Source organism: Sphingobacterium detergens (assembly GCF_003610355.1).
GTDB lineage: Bacteria > Bacteroidota > Bacteroidia > Sphingobacteriales > Sphingobacteriaceae > Sphingobacterium > Sphingobacterium detergens.
This window is the reverse complement of record NZ_RAPY01000001.1, coordinates 2,338,055-2,355,053: the sequence shown is the minus strand read 5'-3', so window position 1 is coordinate 2,355,053 and position 16,999 is coordinate 2,338,055. Positions and strand designations below refer to the sequence as shown.

At 43.4% G+C, this 16,999-nt stretch carries 15 protein-coding genes; 12 read left to right on the top strand and 3 right to left on the bottom strand.

Annotation, left to right across the window (positions count from 1 at the left end):
- The first annotated feature begins 3 nt into the window (after positions 1-3).
- Genes fdhD through DFQ12_RS10055 form a run of 3 tightly spaced genes read left to right on the top strand, consistent with a single transcriptional unit; the run spans position 4 to position 3,714 of the window.
- The gene (fdhD, locus tag DFQ12_RS10065; protein WP_120258790.1) at positions 4-924 is read left to right on the top strand and encodes a formate dehydrogenase accessory sulfurtransferase FdhD; all 921 of its coding nucleotides are present in this window, start codon (positions 4-6) and stop codon (positions 922-924) included.
- A complete protein-coding gene (locus tag DFQ12_RS10060; RefSeq protein WP_120258789.1) occupies positions 921-1,271 on the top strand; it encodes a DUF7009 family protein in 351 nt (116 codons plus the stop codon). The genes fdhD and DFQ12_RS10060 overlap by 4 nt, the downstream gene beginning before the upstream one ends.
- Before the next feature lie 43 nt (positions 1,272-1,314).
- Positions 1,315-3,714, top strand: coding sequence for an FdhF/YdeP family oxidoreductase (locus DFQ12_RS10055; protein WP_120259304.1), 2,400 nt, complete (start codon positions 1,315-1,317; stop codon positions 3,712-3,714).
- Here the strand turns inward: DFQ12_RS10055 and DFQ12_RS10050 are convergent.
- Complete coding sequence (locus DFQ12_RS10050; protein ID WP_120258788.1) at positions 3,711-4,340, bottom strand: NTP transferase domain-containing protein; 630 nt, start codon at positions 4,338-4,340, stop codon at positions 3,711-3,713. The genes DFQ12_RS10055 and DFQ12_RS10050 overlap by 4 nt on opposite strands.
- A gap of 329 nt (positions 4,341-4,669) precedes the next feature.
- Between DFQ12_RS10050 and DFQ12_RS10045 the strand changes: the two genes are divergently transcribed.
- The 7 genes from DFQ12_RS10045 to DFQ12_RS10010 all read left to right on the top strand — a co-directional run bounded on the left by DFQ12_RS10045 (position 4,670) and on the right by DFQ12_RS10010 (position 12,876).
- Positions 4,670-5,140, top strand: coding sequence for a (2Fe-2S)-binding protein (locus DFQ12_RS10045; RefSeq protein WP_120259303.1), 471 nt, complete (start codon positions 4,670-4,672; stop codon positions 5,138-5,140).
- A gap of 24 nt (positions 5,141-5,164) precedes the next feature.
- A complete protein-coding gene (locus DFQ12_RS10040) occupies positions 5,165-5,821 on the top strand; it encodes a hypothetical protein (RefSeq protein WP_120258787.1) in 657 nt (218 codons plus the stop codon).
- Between the two features lie 53 nt (positions 5,822-5,874).
- A complete protein-coding gene (locus DFQ12_RS10035) occupies positions 5,875-8,112 on the top strand; it encodes a xanthine dehydrogenase family protein molybdopterin-binding subunit (RefSeq protein ID WP_244211708.1) in 2,238 nt (745 codons plus the stop codon).
- Between the two features lie 154 nt (positions 8,113-8,266).
- Positions 8,267-8,707 (top strand): putative quinol monooxygenase, encoded by a 441-nt coding sequence (locus DFQ12_RS10025; RefSeq protein ID WP_120258785.1) that lies wholly within the window; start codon positions 8,267-8,269, stop codon positions 8,705-8,707.
- A gap of 435 nt (positions 8,708-9,142) precedes the next feature.
- Entirely contained in the window at positions 9,143-11,257 is a 2,115-nt protein-coding gene (locus DFQ12_RS10020; protein ID WP_120258784.1) for a catalase, read from the top strand.
- Between the two features lie 92 nt (positions 11,258-11,349).
- Positions 11,350-12,213 (top strand): SDR family oxidoreductase, encoded by an 864-nt coding sequence (locus DFQ12_RS10015; RefSeq protein WP_120258783.1) that lies wholly within the window; start codon positions 11,350-11,352, stop codon positions 12,211-12,213.
- Between the two features lie 267 nt (positions 12,214-12,480).
- Positions 12,481-12,876, top strand: coding sequence for a response regulator (locus DFQ12_RS10010; RefSeq protein ID WP_120258782.1), 396 nt, complete (start codon positions 12,481-12,483; stop codon positions 12,874-12,876).
- Between the two features lie 131 nt (positions 12,877-13,007).
- Here the strand turns inward: DFQ12_RS10010 and DFQ12_RS10005 are convergent, their stop codons facing one another.
- Positions 13,008-13,916 (bottom strand): diacylglycerol/lipid kinase family protein, encoded by a 909-nt coding sequence (locus DFQ12_RS10005; RefSeq protein ID WP_120258781.1) that lies wholly within the window; start codon positions 13,914-13,916, stop codon positions 13,008-13,010.
- A 55-nt stretch (positions 13,917-13,971) separates the two neighbouring features.
- Between DFQ12_RS10005 and surE the strand changes: the two genes are divergently transcribed.
- Positions 13,972-14,715 carry a 5'/3'-nucleotidase SurE gene (gene surE, locus DFQ12_RS10000; protein WP_120258780.1) on the top strand — a complete coding sequence of 248 codons (744 nt, stop codon included), beginning with the start codon at positions 13,972-13,974 and terminating at the stop codon, positions 14,713-14,715.
- Positions 14,716-14,830: 115 nt separating this feature from the next.
- A complete protein-coding gene (locus DFQ12_RS09995) occupies positions 14,831-15,850 on the top strand; it encodes an aldo/keto reductase (protein ID WP_120258779.1) in 1,020 nt (339 codons plus the stop codon).
- Between the two features lie 150 nt (positions 15,851-16,000).
- On the opposite strand, the gene DFQ12_RS09990 is transcribed toward DFQ12_RS09995, so the two are convergent.
- Complete coding sequence (locus tag DFQ12_RS09990; protein WP_120258778.1) at positions 16,001-16,816, bottom strand: KilA-N domain-containing protein; 816 nt, start codon at positions 16,814-16,816, stop codon at positions 16,001-16,003.
- Between the last annotated feature and the right edge of the window lie 183 nt (positions 16,817-16,999).

Genomic DNA, 16,999 nt, shown 5'->3' with positions numbered 1-16,999 from the left:
ACCATGGAATCCAACGCATTGCTCAATACGACTTTAAAACAGATTGACCTTGTCAAAGTGAGGGATCGTATCCCGGCGCATGTCATGGATAGCATATCGATCGAAGAACCGCTGGAAATCAGAATATGCATGACAGTTGACGGAAAGGCCGAATATAAAAATATTTCAGTCACGATGCGGACACCCGGCCATGATGCCGAACTTGCTACAGGATTTCTATTTACCGAAGGCCTTATTTCTGCGATCAGCCAGATAGCAGCTGTGGATCGTTCGGAAGCGCCCTGCACGAGAAATAACGACAATATTGTTATTGTGAGACTGAACGACGGATTTGCCCCCACAACAAGCGCCTTAGATCGAAATTTTTACACCACTTCAAGTTGCGGTGTTTGTGGAAAAGGTTCCATTGCAGCAATCAAAACGGTTAGTATTTTCAAGGATCTTGCGCCTATACCCTGTGCAATTGCATTAGATATACTCTATCGCTTGCCGGATCTCCTCCGTGCCGCACAGGGAAATTTCTCAGCCACCGGCGGTATACATGCTGCTGGTCTTTTCAATTTACAGGGGCAGCTCATCGCCTTACGGGAAGATGTAGGACGGCATAATGCACTGGACAAACTTGTTGGGCATGCATTGTCCGCTGATTTATTGCCGCTTCAAAAACATATCTTGGTTTTAAGTGGCCGGGCGAGTTTTGAATTGGTACAAAAGGCAGCTATGGCTGGGATACAGATTATCGCAGCTATCGGGGCGCCATCAAGCTTAGCGGTTGAACTGGCCAAGGAATTCGATATCACCTTACTGGGCTTTTTACGCGAGCATAGATGTAATATCTATAACCTGGCAGACCATGTTAAAATTGAAGGATTAGCGGGGATGCTTGACTACACTACAGCATTAGATCAAAAAATAGAAAGATGAAAATAAGGATTAAAGATAATTCCGTTAGACTGCGATTGACGATGTCCGAAATTGATAAATTGGGCAATACAGGCGAAGTAACCTCCCGAACCGAATTTATCAACCAGCCCTTTGTATACCGCATCCTGCAAACAGATACTGACGGGCTCATTGCTTCTTTTGTTGAAAATGAAATTGTGATCGGACTGTCTGCCAATATGGTAAGGGAATTGGTGGCGACAGAGCGGATAGGTTTCGAAGGGCAGTCAGGACCAGTTAAAATTCTCGTGGAAAAGGATTTTGCCTGCATTGACAATACCCTGGAGGATCAGAGCGACAACTTTCCGAATCCCAATCTCAAATGCTAGGCACATCGAAAAATAGTGTGAACTGTCCCAAAATCTAATGGTTATGGAAGAGAACAATAAGCAAAAATTGGAGCAATCAATCCATAAGGAGCCACAGGCAGAAAACCCTTATAAGCTCTTAAATTTGAAATTGACACCCGTTGAAAAATCAGCGGCTGGAGTACCGGCTGTATTGGCGGCCTTTGCCGATCTTATCGAAGAAAAAATACTAATTCGGGGTACCAAGGCGCTGTTCAAAATGAATCAGGTCGGTGGCTTCGACTGCCCGAGTTGCGCTTGGCCTGATCCAGACGATGAGCGTTCGCCGGTAGGCGAGTACTGTGAGAATGGAGCAAAGGCACTGGCAGAAGAAGCCACAACAAAAAGGGTCACTCCAGAATTTTTTAAGAACAATTCCGTGTACGATCTCTCGCAGCTCAGCGATTATGAGATCGGTAAGATGGGGCGGCTGACAGATCCGATGTATCTGCGCCCGGGAGGAACACATTATGAACCGATCAGTTGGGAAGGTGCTTTTCAAAAAATAGCAGAACAGCTCAATGCGCTGGAATCGCCACATCAGGCAGCCTTTTATACCTCAGGCCGTACTTCCAATGAAGCATCATTTGTCTATCAACTGTTTGCCAAGGAATTGGGCACCAACAATATGCCGGATTGCTCCAATATGTGCCATGAAACCTCAGGCTCGGCACTTCGTCCGACTATTGGAATCGGCAAAGGAACCGTCAAACTAGATGATTTTTACGAAAGTGAACTTATCGTTATCATTGGTCACAATCCGGGGACAAATGCCCCTCGTATGATGAGTGCACTGGAAAAGGCAAAAAAGAATGGCGCCAAAATCATTGCAATCAATCCCTTGCCCGAAGCTGGATTAATGGGATTTCATAATCCGCAGCAGGTTAATGGGATCATCGGCAAAGGCGTGAGTTTGGCCGACCTTTATCTTCCTGTGAAGATCAATGGCGATATGGCGCTTCTAAAGGCACTGGAACTTATTCTACTGGACCTCGAAGCTAAAAATCCGGGTCTGGTTGTTCATTCCGATTTTATTAACAACAAGACAACGGGTTATACGGACTTTTTGGCGCAATTCAGCAAAGCGGACTATAACCTGGAGCATCTGAGCCAGCTAAGTGGCATTGCAATTCCCGATATACAAAAAGCGGCGGAACTGCTCGCTTACAGAAATAAAATTATCTTTTGCTGGGGAATGGGGTTGACCCAGCAGCCCAACGGTGTTGATATGATCCGCGAGATACTCAATATTTTGTTGATGAAAGGAAGTATCGGTATTAAAGGGGGCGGTGTCTGTCCGGTTCGGGGGCACAGTAATGTACAGGGAAACCGTACCATGCTTATCGATGAAAAACCCACCGACGAACAGTTAGATAGGCTGCAGCAGTATTTTGGCTTTGATCCACCCCGGGAACATGGTTATGATGTGGTGCGGGCAATTAAAGCGATGCACGCCGAAAAAATCAAATTCCTGTTTTGCATGGGCGGGAATTTTTTGTCCGCCACACCCGACACAACATTTACGGCAAATGCGCTTCGGAAACTGAATTTATTGGTCGCTGTGTCCACCAAATTAAACCGTGGCCATCTGATCCATGGCAAAGAGGCGCTTATTCTGCCGACCTACGGACGCAGTGACAAGGATATTGTCAACGGTGAAGTTCAGATCGTCAGCACGGAAAACTCCATGGGTGTCGTTCAATCCTCTAAAGGGGTATTGGATGCCGTTTCCAAAAATCTGGTCAACGAAACACAGATCGTTTGCCGGATGGCCATGGCAACTTTAGGTGATCGGTCGGTAGTCGACTGGAAACGTTATCATGACAGCTACGACGCGGTACGTGATGCAATTGAGCAATGTATACCCGGTTTTGAGAATTACAATGTGAGGGTCCGTCAGCGCGATGGATTCTATCTGCCGAATGGCGCCCGTGATGCGCAATCTTTTTCGCAGGAACTCGGCGGGCGAGCACCCTTCACATTAACAGATATCCCCGAAAACCATCTGGATGCCGATGAGTATATGATGGCAACAACGCGAACCCACGATCAGTTCAATACCACCATCTACGGTCTTGACGACCGCTATCGGGGGATAAAAAATGAGCGACGCGTGGTGTTTATGAATCAGAAAGATATTGATAAAGCTGGTTTTAAGGCTGGAGACAAAGTGGACCTTTATAATTACGATGATGGTATAGAACGCGTAGCTCCCTTATTTTTGATCGTTTCCTACGCCATTCCTGAAAAAAATACGGTCACGTATTTCCCGGAGACGAATGTATTGGTTTCGGTCAACAATGTGGTCAAAGAAAGCAATATGCCGGCTTCCAAATATGTGAAGATCAAAATTAAAAGACATGACCCTGAGGTATATAAGAAAGTGGATGAAATGCTTTACCGTGGCGCACTTCAACGACCTTAATCGTTGTTGTTGATCATGGCTTTTACGCTGTCGGCCTCGGCAGGGGTATTGACATTGACAAGGGTATTGACATGCGGGGCTTCAATACTTAGGGCCTGATGTTGTATCAATGCCCGGCGTGGTGAAAGTTTATGTTGAGCCTGCATCTGCTGGAGTATGGGCAAACTACTGGATTCCCAGATTGCGAATAAGGGTTCGGGCAGGCTGTCCTGTGGGTTTTTAAATGCGGTGGCGATCCTTTGCGGATCACGATGTTGTATTAAATAGGCGAGAGCCTCTGAGTCGATCAGAGGTAAATCACAGGCCACAACCAGCCAGGCTCGGTCGGGGCGAAATTCAAAAGCGGTCAGTATTCCACCCATAGGGCCAATGTCTGTATAACGATCGGAAAGCCATGCGTAGGCTGGAGCTATATCTTCGTCGCCCGCTATTTCATCAAGCTGTTCCGCACGACAGGAAATGTATACCTCATCGCAATAATTCCCTAACATATCGGCCAAATAATAGACTTGTTCTTTACCATGCCAACGCATCTTTTCTTTCGGACTTCCCATGCGCAGGCTTCTGCCACCGATAAGCACCAGGCCGTTTAATGGGGGTAAGCGATTATCATTAGAAACTATCATGTTGTATTCAATCGATCAATCGTATTGAAGTTACGCATTTCAACGCGAATAGGAAACATGACCATCAACTATTACCTCACCCGCATGGCTATGAATGAGAGACCATTCATAATCACGCTAAATTAACCCGATATTGGGGCTTGTTAAAACTTTCTGCTGCAAACTATACTTCTACCTGTAATAATGGTAGTTAATTCAGGAATTTGTATACAGTAAACAATTTTTTTTTAAAGCATATTTGTATAATGCTGATTGAAAGCGGAAGATAGCGATCCTGAATGCATTCCCTTTATAAGCGAAAATTTATAACACTTATTTTAAATACAAGCATGGCAACTATAAATCTAAAAATCAACGGTAAGCAACATGCACTGGATGTCGATCCATCGACACCTTTATTATGGGTTTTACGGGAGCATCTAAACCTTGTCGGTACCAAATACGGCTGTGGAGTAGCGGCTTGTGGAGCCTGTGTTGTGCATCTGGATGGCGAAGCTGTACGTTCCTGTGTAACCAAAGTAAAGCGGGCAGCGGATAAGGAGGTGGTCACGATTGAAGGTCTCTCTGAAAAAGGCGATCATCCACTCCAGCAGGCATGGCAACAGGTTGATGTACCGCAATGTGGTTACTGTCAGTCCGGGCAGATTATGTCTGCGGCTGTCCTGTTACGGGAAATTCCCAATCCAATGGACGAGGAAATCGATCTGGCAATGGCCGGTAATATCTGCCGCTGCGGCACTTATCTCCGGATCCGTAAGGCCATACATTTAGCCGCCGGGATTCAACAGGAAACGAAGTAAAAACTAGCCTAAAATATTTTGGTTATGAGATATAACACCCGACATAAAAAGGAAAAACGGCCTTATAAAATAGTGGTAGCATTAGCCGTTTTGGCGATTATTATGACATTCATGGTGTCGATCGCCGCAAATTCCGGAACAGCAGCATTACGGCCTACGGAAGACAAAATAACGCATGAATTGATGAAGCGTGACAGTATGAAGTCTGTGGCGGCATTTTCCAAAGTTTACAGCGTATTGATGAGTCCGCGGTGTGTGAATTGTCACCCGGCAGGAGAAGTACCGCTACAAGGAGATGACAGCCATTTACATGCCATGTTACCCCAGCGAGGGAAGGACGGAAAAGGAATCCTGACCATGAAATGTGCCAACTGTCATCAACCTGAAAATACCCCCGGTACGCATACCCCTCCGGGTAGTCCCAACTGGCACCTTCCTCCGGCGGATATGAAAATGGTTTTCGAAGGTAGAAGTCCCCGCGAGCTCGCCATGCAAATCATAGATCCGGAAAAAAACGGAAATAAAGATATGAAGGCATTAATAGCCCATGCCGACGATGAGCTGGTAAAATGGGGCTGGCAACCTGGAGAAGGCCGGACATTGCCGCCATTAAGCCATAAAGAGTTTAAGGAAGCCTGGATTACCTGGTTAAAAAATGGGGCCTATGCACCTTCGAATTAATTTTTCATTGTTGTCGAATAATACGGTAAGATATGACCAGCGCTAATAACAATATGGGAAGAAGATCCTTCCTGAAAGCCGCCCTACTCGCTGGTGGCGGTATGATCCTGCATTTTCATTGGCCAGCCGATGTAAAAGCCACAGGTATAAAGGCAAGTGATATAGCCGAAGAATCATACGAATTAAATAGTTACATCAAGATCGGCAAAGATGGCCTGGTCACTTTGTTCAACCCCAATCCAGAGTTTGGACAGAATGTAAAAACCTCCATGCCCATGATCCTTGCAGAAGAGCTCGATGTGGCATGGGAGCAGGTGGTCGTCGAACAGGCCGATTTTTATCCCGAGCGATACAAAAGGCAATTCACAGGAGGAAGCCAGTCCATACGGCAGGGCTGGTCACCGCTGCGTACGGCAGGCGCCACCGCAAGGCAGATGCTCATCTTGGCAGCAGCAGCACGGTGGAATGTTCCTTCCGATGAAATTACCACGCAGCAGGGTACCTTGCTGCACGCCAAAACTGGACGAAAAGGAACCTATGCCGAATTTGCTTCCGCTGCAGCCAAGATTCCGGTGCCCGAAAACGTCAAGTTAAAGGCAGTAAAGGATTTCAGGATTGTGGGCACCTCCAAGAAAAACGTTGAACTGAACAACATTCTAACAGGTAAACCGCTGTTCGGTATGGATTATAAAACCGAGGGCATGCTGATCGCAATGATTGTGCATCCACCAGCATTTGGCCTACAGTTAAAATCATTGGATGATCGGATAGCAAAGTCAATGCCCGGCATCAAATCTATCTTTGTGATTGACTCCCTCACGGGAGATATTGTACAGAACTTTTTCGATACGACCAGTTTCACACGTTTTGCTGTTGTCGTGGGTAAGAGCACCTGGGAGGTGATGCAAGCCAAGAAAGCACTCAAGCTGGAATGGGAAGCGGAGCCTGGGCGCAGGTTTAAAATGGGCAATCCGGGGCAGCCGAATGCAAAAACGACCGAAGCAACCTATCCCGCAGGTCTGGAAAGCAGCGATGTGCACCGTAGGCAGATGGAAGAGTTTTCTAAAAAGCCCGGCAATGTCCTCCGCAAGGATGGAGATCCGGAGGGAGCATTTAAAATTGCTGCCAGAATCATCGAACGTACTTATACCGCACCGTTCCTGGCACACAATACCATGGAGCCGGTCAACTGTTTTGCCCATGTTACTTCCGACAGCGCCATCTTATATGGGCCGTTGCAGGCTCCTGAGTTTACCGTTGGTACCTTATCCCAACGGCTTGGTTTGCCAAAAGAAAAGATACAGATCAATCTTGCGCGCATGGGAGGCGGATTTGGCCGCCGTGCCTATGGACATCATTTTATAGAGGCTGCCGCAATCTCCAAACACCTTAATGCACCGATCAAGCTTGTTTATACACGTGAAGATGAAATGACAGCCGGAATCTATCGCCCGACTTACAGTGCGACCTATCGGGCCGCTTTAGATAAAGACAATAAATTGCTGGCGCTTCATGTCAAAGCTGGTGGGATTCCCGAAACGCCCATACATGCCGATCGTTTTCCGGCAGGTGCATTAGACAATTACCTCGCCGAGGGCTGGCAGATTCCGTCCAATATTACCATAGGCGCATTCCGTGCACCGCGGTCAAATTTTATTGCCGCTGCTGAGCAGTCTTTTCTTGATGAGCTCGCCATGGAAATGAAAAAAGATCCTATCGACTTTCGTCTTGAATTATTGGAAAGAGCAAAAACAAATCCAGTCGGTAAGCGCAATGATTACGATGCCAGTCGTTATGCAGGTGTACTGAAACTTGTTCGTGAAAAATCAAACTGGGATAAAAAAGCACCGGGAATTCATCGTGGTGTGTCCGCTTATTTTTGCCACAATTCGTATGTGGCACAGGTTGTGGACCTCGTGGTTAAAAATAATGAACCTAAGGTTCAAAAAGTGGTGGCTGCCATAGACTGTGGGATTGTGGTGAACAGGGATGCCGCGACCAACATGGCCGAGGGAGCAATTATCGATGGGATCGGAAATGCCCTTTATGGCGAGCTTCCCTTTAAAGATGGTGTCCCGCAGAAGAATAACTTTACCACCTATCGGCTCATACGGATGAATGAAGCGCCGCAGCAGATTGAAGTGCATTTTGTGGAAAACGAACAAGATCCTACCGGAATGGGCGAACCACCGTTTCCGCCCACATTTGGGGCAGTGGCCAATGCATTATATCAGGCTACAGGAAAACGTTTTTACAACCAACCCTTTATTAATCAGATGACCGGAGGTTGAGTTTACAGTAACCGAGGTCTACAAGAAGGAAACCGATGGGTGGAAACTATTGGCACTAACGTTTAGCAGTGTTCGCGATACGCACGAGATCAAGCATTAATATTGATGGTAATCAATTAAAAGTAAAGTGATTTAAGATAAATGTAGTAATGATATGAATAAGAATATCTTTAGACACAGAACTTGGCTTAGATGGTCATTGCAAACGGTATTGGCAACGCTAATGCTTTTTTGTATGAGTAACTATGCCCATTCTCAACAGGCAGAAATAATGGTACGGATTTCAGAAATTGAGATACACCCCGAACATTTGGAGAAGTATAAGGAGATACTTAAAGTGGAGGCCGAAGCATCCATAAGGCTTGAGGCGGGTGTTATCGCTATTTTCCCGATGTTCCAAAAGAACGAGCCAACCCAAGTGAGGATACTAGAAATGTACAAAGACAAGCAAGCCTATCAGGCACATTTGAAAACTGAGCATTTCCAAAAGTATAAGACTGGTACGCTACACATGGTCAAATCCTTAAACCTGGTGGATATGGAAGTGTTGGATATGGAAACGGCAAGTCAGATTTTTAGAAAACTGAAGAACTAAATTGAATGATTAATGAATAGTTTTCTCTCATAGAAATACAAGCACTTTCCACAGGCTATAGGAAAGGGAGACCAATTTGGCCGGAGTTTTTTTTTGTGGCATTTTTTGCCTGTACAGATTTTGTAGTAGCCATAATAAAAAATTTATAGTTGTTATCTTATTTAATAACCGATCCTAGACGCTTTTAGTTCAATAAAAGAAATCAAGTGCTTGACTTAGTCAAAAGTCAGCCGTGTTTTCTCAAATCCTGTCCTCAACGGACAAATGTAAATACCGACCAAACCTTTCAGACTTTGGCTTTGTTCACATCATGGATATTACAGCTTATAAGAATTAATGCCTACCAATAGGAAAGAGGATAGGCTCCTATATAAATTTTTGTACGAATTAAAAAATTACTTCCCCTTACGAGTATAAACCAAAACAGAATTGGATATGAAAAAAGAAAAGAATTTAAAAACCGCTGAGATTGAGCAGCATTTAGTGGACAATTCCGAACAGATTATGACCACCAATGATGGCGTGCCTATTTCCGACAACAACAATACATTAAAGGCGGGTGAGCGGGGACCATCATTACAGCAGGATCATATCTATTTTGATAAGCTGATGCATTTTGACCGTGAGCGTATACCAGAACGTGTCGTTCATGCGCGTGGATCAGGAGCCCATGGTATTTTCGAAGCAACAGCTGACCTATCCCAATATACAAGCGCAGCATTTTTGAAAAAAGGAACAGTAACGCCTCTTTTTACAAGATTTTCGACAGTAGCGGGCTTCAAAGGCTCTACCGACCTAGCCCGGGATGTACGCGGTTTCTCTGTTAAATTCTATACCGAAGAAGGTAATTACGATCTCGTGGGGAATAATATTCCGGTTTTTTTTATTCAGGATGCGATGAACTTTCCAGATCTCGTCCATGCCGTAAAGCCAGAGCCGAACAACGAAATGCCGCAGGCGGCATCTGCACATGATACCTTTTGGGATTTTATATCGCTGATGCCCGAATCTGCGCACATGATCATGTGGACTATGTCAGACCGTGCGATACCCCGAAGTTTAAGGATGATGGAAGGTTTTGGCGTCCATACGTTTAAATTTGTGAATGCTCAAGGAAAAGGCACGTTCGTTAAATTTCATTGGAAACCGAGATTGGGCGTACATTCAGTGGCATGGAACGAAGCCCAAAAGATCTCAGGATTTGATGCTGATTTTCATCGAAGAGATCTCTATGAAGCTATTGACAGGGGCGATTTTCCCCAATGGGATCTTGGCGTCCAATTGATTCCTGAAGCGGATGAATTTAAATATTCGTTTGACATTCTGGATGCGACAAAGATTATCCCAGAGGAACTGGTGCCAGTTCAGATTATCGGAACGATGACACTAAATCGCAACCCCGAGAATTTTTTTGCAGAGACCGAACAAGCCGCTTTCGACCCCGGAAGGTTGGTGCCGGGTATAGATGTTTCGGATGATCCGCTTTTGCAAGGACGGATATTTTCATACATGGATACCCAAAATTACCGATTAGGTGGGCCAAATTTCCATGAACTTCCTATCAATCGTCCGGTGACGGGTAAACACAATAACCAAAAAGATGGTTTCGCGCGATCTGATATTCCTAAAGGTGCTGTGAGTTATTTCCCTAACAGTAAGGCTGTGGGTTGCCCTTATCATGCAATGCTTAATGATGGGGTAGGATTTGAATCCCACAAGCAGCCTATCGAGGGGGCAAAAGTTAGGGCCCGCTCAGATTCCTTCGCAGATCACTTTACGCAAGCAAGACTATTTTTTAATTCACAGAGTCCAGAAGAACAGGACCACATGGTCAATGCCCTGAGTTTTGAGCTTTCGAAAGTGAACGATGTCAATATACGAAAGCGAGAACTGGCTATTTTGAACCAGATAGACCAAGGATTAGCAAAAAATGTTGGTAAAAACCTCGGGCTTACACCGCCAAAAGAACTTGATCCTTTAACCCTCAAATTTGCACGTCAGAACCATCCCGAATATCCGCTTAAACCAGTCAAACCCGAAGTTGAAAAGTCTGCTGCTTTGAGTATGAAAGTAAAAGACGGCGAGGGTACGATCAAGAGTAGAAAGGTTGCTTTTCTTGTTGATCATGGAGCTAGCAAATCCTCCATAGATAAAATGAAAACAGCACTCGAAAGGGAAGGGGCGCAAGCAGTGCTAATCGCATCTCATGTAGGAAAGATCCGGTTCAAGGAAGGGACAGAAGAAGATATCCAACATTCCTATCTTACGGAGGCATCAGTTTGTTACGATGCATTCTACACAGCAGCAGGCGAATCGGTCAAAACTCTTGCGGAAAATGCCGATTACCTTCATTTTATCAATGAAGGTTACCGACACTGTAAGGCCCTGGCATTTGCACAAGGTGCTGAAGAGTTAGCTGAAAGATCATTTATTAAAAAAGATAAAGGCGTTATTTTCGAAAGCAAGGACAATTTAACAGAAGATTTTATAGCGGTAATGAAAGGCCACCGTGTTTGGGAGAGAGAAAAATCCAGAAAGGTACCTTCTTGATATACAACAAATAGTTCTTCGGTAGAAGGACTATTTGTTTCTTACATATTCTGGAAATCGCATATTGTTTGTTGTTATTTAAAGGAAGTAGCATGAAAAAAGTAGCAAGTAAAAAAATTAGACCATTGCAAAAGCAAAAGCGACCGGGATTGGAAATAAATATGACACCAGTTCCTGACACTTCTCCATTAAGGTATCCTATAGAAGGAAAATTAAAAAATAAGGTAGCGTTAATTACCGGAGGAGATAGCGGCATCGGGAAAGCCGTAGCTTTGTTATTTGCGAAGGAGGGAGCTGATATTGTTGTAGCCTATCTTAGTGAAACAAAAGATGCAAAACAAACCCAGAAGGAGGTTGAATCCTTCTCTAGAAAATGTACGCTGATTAAAGGTGATTTGGGAAAAGAAAATCACTGTAAAAAAGTAATTGAAATGGCGATAAAAACGCATAAGAAAGTTGATATTATTGTTAATAATGCGGGGCTTCATTGGGAAACAGGATCAATTGAAGAAATTACCACTGAGCAGTTAATCAAGACTTTTCAGAATAATTTCTTTTCCTATTTCTGGATTACGAAATATGCCCTACCCTATCTTAAGAAGGGAGCAAGCATCATTAATACATCCTCGGTGACTGCTTATCGAGGTAGTCCAAAGTTGATAGATTATTCTGCAACAAAAGGTGCAATAATTTCTTTTACACGAAGTTTGTCAGCGAATCTTATCGCTAAAGGAATTAGGGTCAATGCTGTTGCTCCAGGTCCGGTATGGACACCATTGATAGCATCTTCATTTGATCCTAAAAAGAACTCCGAATTTGGAAGCGACTCTCCCATGGAAAGGGCAGGGATGCCAAATGAAATTGCACCAAGCTTTTTATTTCTAGCTAGCGAAGATTCACATTTTATGAGCGGTCAAGTTTTACATCCCAATGGTGGAGAAATCGTAAATGGTTAGTCAACGAATAACTTATATTTTGGATGTTCCAGTCTGTGGCTCGCATAGAATTTTTAATGGCAGTTAATTCAGGGATTTATATACGACGAGAATGTTTTTTAAAGCATTTTTGAATAATGCTGATTGAAAGATGAAGATAATGATCTTGAATACATTCCTTTTATAAGTGAAAATTTATGACACTTATTCTGAAAAAAATGTGGTCCCCAGTAGTAAACAATTTTAAGTACAAAGTCGTTATATATCTATCTTAAAATTTTCGGAGGAATGATGACTGAAATTCTTTTAGTTGACGATCACCATTTAGTTCGTAATGGCATACGTCTGATATTGGATTCTTGTGATGATCTTTCTGTCGTAAAGGAAGTCGGTAGCGGCGAAGAAGCTTTGGACTATCTCCAGAAAAATAAAACACCTGATCTGGTACTCACCGACATCAATATGAAAGAAATTGATGGTATTGCATTAATACATATTGCCAAAAGAAAATTTCCCACAATAAGGACTTCGGTACTATCCATGGTTGAAGACAGTACCGTCGTCGTAGATGCATTCAATGCAGGTGCCGATGGTTATCTAACAAAAGGAACGGATTATAGTGAGTTGTTGTTTGGTATATCCCAGGTTTGTGCTTGTGCGGTTTCAGATCCGGATGCTCTATAGTTGACGACAAGTGATGTTTTTTAGAATTTAAATAATTTAAACTAAAATCCAATTGAAACACTTCTTAATAGTAATACTGTAATTTACTCGAATTATAGGTTGATACGAAAATTAACCTTGGATATCAGGGATCAATTCCCTTCTACAATAATTTCGATCAAGCTATCGAGCAATGAAATCTTTAGTCGTTGCCCAGTATAACCCTTGCACTCGTCATCGATGTGAAATTCTGTTCCCTGCCACTCCATCGTTAAGCGGCTTGCTCTGATAGGTTTAATATTAAATATCACGTCCTTTTTCTTCAATAACCCATCTATATAAGCAACCAGTTCCTGGCGTTGATCAGCGGTGACGACGATGATATCAAATTGTCCATCTCCCGGATCAGCATCTACTGCGAGTACCAGTCTGGGGCCCATGCTCGAGATGTTCATAACTTCAACCATAATGCATTCTTTTTCAATGCTACCCGTAGCGGTTACGAGTTTGAGCACTTTGGCTGGGAATGTCAGTGCTAGTTTTCGAAGTTGCTCGAGCGCGATCCTAATTTCATCTTCTGCATTGGCGGCATTCGTATTTTTTTTATCCATTTTCTCCATCAGTATAGGAAATACACCGAAGCCAATAGATTCGATAAAATGTAAGGGCTTTCGTCCTAGACCTGTTACCATCCCGACATCGAATTTTTTAAGCTGGAAATGACTCCATAGATTCATGGCCTGTTTACAGTCCAAAGGAATACCCAAAGAAATGGCAATGTTGTTTGCTGTCCCTTGGGGCAAGATTGCTATCGGTCTTTTAAATCGTAGTTTTTTTTCTAAGAGCGCCATAATAGTCATTTTTATGGTGCCGTCACCGCCGGCTAAGGCAATGATATCGGTCTCTGGATCGATCTTTTTGACTGCATCTTTTTTAGCTACTACTGTGCAATGGTGTCCCAGTTCTTCAATAAGCTGACATAGTTCGTCTTTGTCGCCATTGTCTTCATCCCCAGCAGCTGGATTGTGTACTAATCTTACTTTTTTGCCATGTTCTTTCATATCAGCTGAACAAAGCCTGCGTGAGATTGGTTTTCATAGAAAAGGTACAATTATTATGAATATACTTATCACCAATGACGACGGTATCTATTCGCCGGGCATAGCAGCTCTAGCAAGGACCGCGAGGCAGTTTGGTACCGTTAGGATTGTTGCGCCAGATGTCGAGCAGTCGTCCATGGGACATGCTATTACTCATTCTCGCCCCCTGAGCTATCGTACTGCCCCCATTTCATTTGAGGGAATTGATGCCTTTCGGGTGAACGGGACACCTGCGGACTGCGTGGCGCTGGGCTTGCATATGTTTCCCGATACGCAGGTTGTGCTTTCAGGCATTAACATGGGTCCCAACCTTGGTAATTCCATGTGGCATTCAGGTACCCTTGCTGCGGCAAAGCAGGCCATGCTCCTCGGTATCACCGGTATCGCGCTGAGTACCCCAGTCGGCAAGACGGAGCCAGATTTTGAAGGACTATCCCAATGGACCGGCGATGTACTCAAGATCTTGCTCAATGATAAAGGCCCTGCGCTATATAATGTAAATTTTCCTCCAAAACCAGAGGGAGTCGTATGGACAAGGCAATCGGTACGGCTCTATGATGGCAATGTCGTACCTGGTCAGGATCCTATGGGAAGAAAAAACTATTGGATTACGGTAATACCACTTGAGCCGGCGGAAGAAGGGACAGATCGTTGGGCGGTAGAAAATAAACTGGTATCCATTACGCCGCTACGGCTGGATTTGACTGCACATGATGAACTTTCTACCAGACTAAAAAGCGGGCGGAAATTAGACCAATAGCATCAGACATATGAAAAGAAGGTAATTTTTAGCAGAGACAGCCCTTGCGGGTGCGGGTTTTGCACTGAGTGCGGCGACACCTGATATTTTATCAACAACATTAACAGAATATAAAATGGTAACAGCTCAAAATTTAACAGAAAAGAAACGATTCCGTCCCGTTGATAAAGCTGGATTTGGCGGGGTCGCATTGGGTAATGGATTTCAGCAAAACTCAGATCTTGAATGTCTACAAGCAATAGAGGCAGCATGGAATGCAGGGATACGATTATTTGATACCTCCCCATGGTATGGTCTAGGGATCAGCGAACGTAGAATGGGCCTGTTTTTAAAAGACCAATCACGTGACAGTTTTACACTGTCGACTAAAGTAGGGCGACTGATGGAGCCGAAGGAAGACTTTACGATGGAACAAATACTATGGAAGGGGAAACTAAATTTTGGTTATAAGTACGACTATAGTGCTGCCGGTGTCAGAAGAAGTGTGGAAGATAGCCTGCAGCGTTTGGGATTATCGTCCATTGATATTGTTTTTATCCATGATCTTTCACCCGATAACGGCGATATGAAAGATAGTTATGCACACTATTTTGAGGAAGCAGTGAAAGGAGCTATGCCCGAGCTGACTAAAATGAGAGCGGAGGGAATTATCAAAGGCTGGGGACTCGGTGTCAATACCATCGAACCTATATTGCAGACATTGGATGTTGCAGATCCCGATATCTTTCTTTCTGCCTGCCAATATTCATTGATCAAACATGAGGATGATCTGAATAAGGTTTTTCCGAAAGTGGCTGAAAGAGGTGTGTCCATTGTGGTAGGTGCACCATTATGTGCTGGATTTCTGTCCGGTAAAGACCGTTATTTATATGATGGAAAGTTTCCTGCCGGTGTTAAGGAAAAACTGAATGCTCTACAGCGCGTAGCTGAAAATTATGCTGTGGATTTGCGAACAGCAGCTTTACAGTTTGCAGCAGCCCCAGCCGAAGTGTCAGGTGTTATACCCGGCGCACATACCGTTGAGCAGGCCGTACAAAATGCCCAGTCCTTCAAGACAAAGATACCAGCTGATTTTTGGAGGGAATTAAAGCATGAAAAACTTATTGCAGAAAATGCTCCAGTACCGAAGGCTTAGATGGTGAATCTCAGTTGTGGATTTATAAATAGGGAACACTCACCGCTAACCCTGAGGTATTGTGGGTAAGCTTTTTATGTTATCCCAAAAAGACCATTTAATAAACAATTATGCAAACTTTCCTAAAAATAAGTATACATGTATGATCTTCTATTTTAATTTTTTAACAGCCTTATTTTCTACGAGTGACCGCATTTGTGTCATAGCAACCTTATTGAGTTGCTTAAGTCTTTCATTTTGCGGTAACCCCTGTTGAATTAATAGCGCGTTTATACTCTCCATGTTACTTAATACCACCAATTGTTCTATAACAGCATAGTCTCGAATATTACCTCTCTTATCTGGATTTGAATCTCTCCATTCTTTCGCTGTCATACCAAATAATGCAACATTAAGCAGATCGGCTTCACTAGCATAAACGGAACTCGCTTGTTGTTTGGTAATTTCTGTTGGAATAAGATTTTCTTTGATTGCATCGGTATGGATTTGGTAATTCACCTTGGCTAAAGTTCTTTGTAAACTCCAGTTTAACTTCAAACGGTCGTTTTCTTCATCTTTTAGGCGTTGAAATTCTTTGATTAGGTAAATTTTAAAATGGGGGCTAATCCACATACCGAATTCAAAAGCTATATCAGGATGTGCATATGTCCCGCCATATCTTCCTGCAGTCGCTTTTAAGCCGATGGCGTTTGTCTTCTCAACCCAATCTTTAACACTGATTTTATAACTGTTAAGTCCGGCCTGACTTTTAATTATGGCGAATTCGCCATAATTAAAAAGGGGGTTATAAATGCTTTCCCAAATACCTAGATATTCAACTGTGTTTCTGTTTCGAAGCCAATCAGAAATGAAAAAGTCTCCATCTTTAGCTTTTAGCATATCAGTAAGTGAAATAAACTCTTTGTCATTGTCGAGAATGATTGTTATTTCCTTCCCCTGTACATTAATCTTTTTATTCTTTGCCATACATTTAGATTTGATAAATTATTCTTTGTCAGTTTGAGAAAACTAGACCTAATAACTGGCTATTACAGTTTTTATTTACTTTTTATGAGTATAAATATACTAAAAAAAATAGCAATATATAAATCATCATAGATGAAGATTTAAAATAAGAACTCAAGAAAGTCTTAAAATTCCTGACTTTTC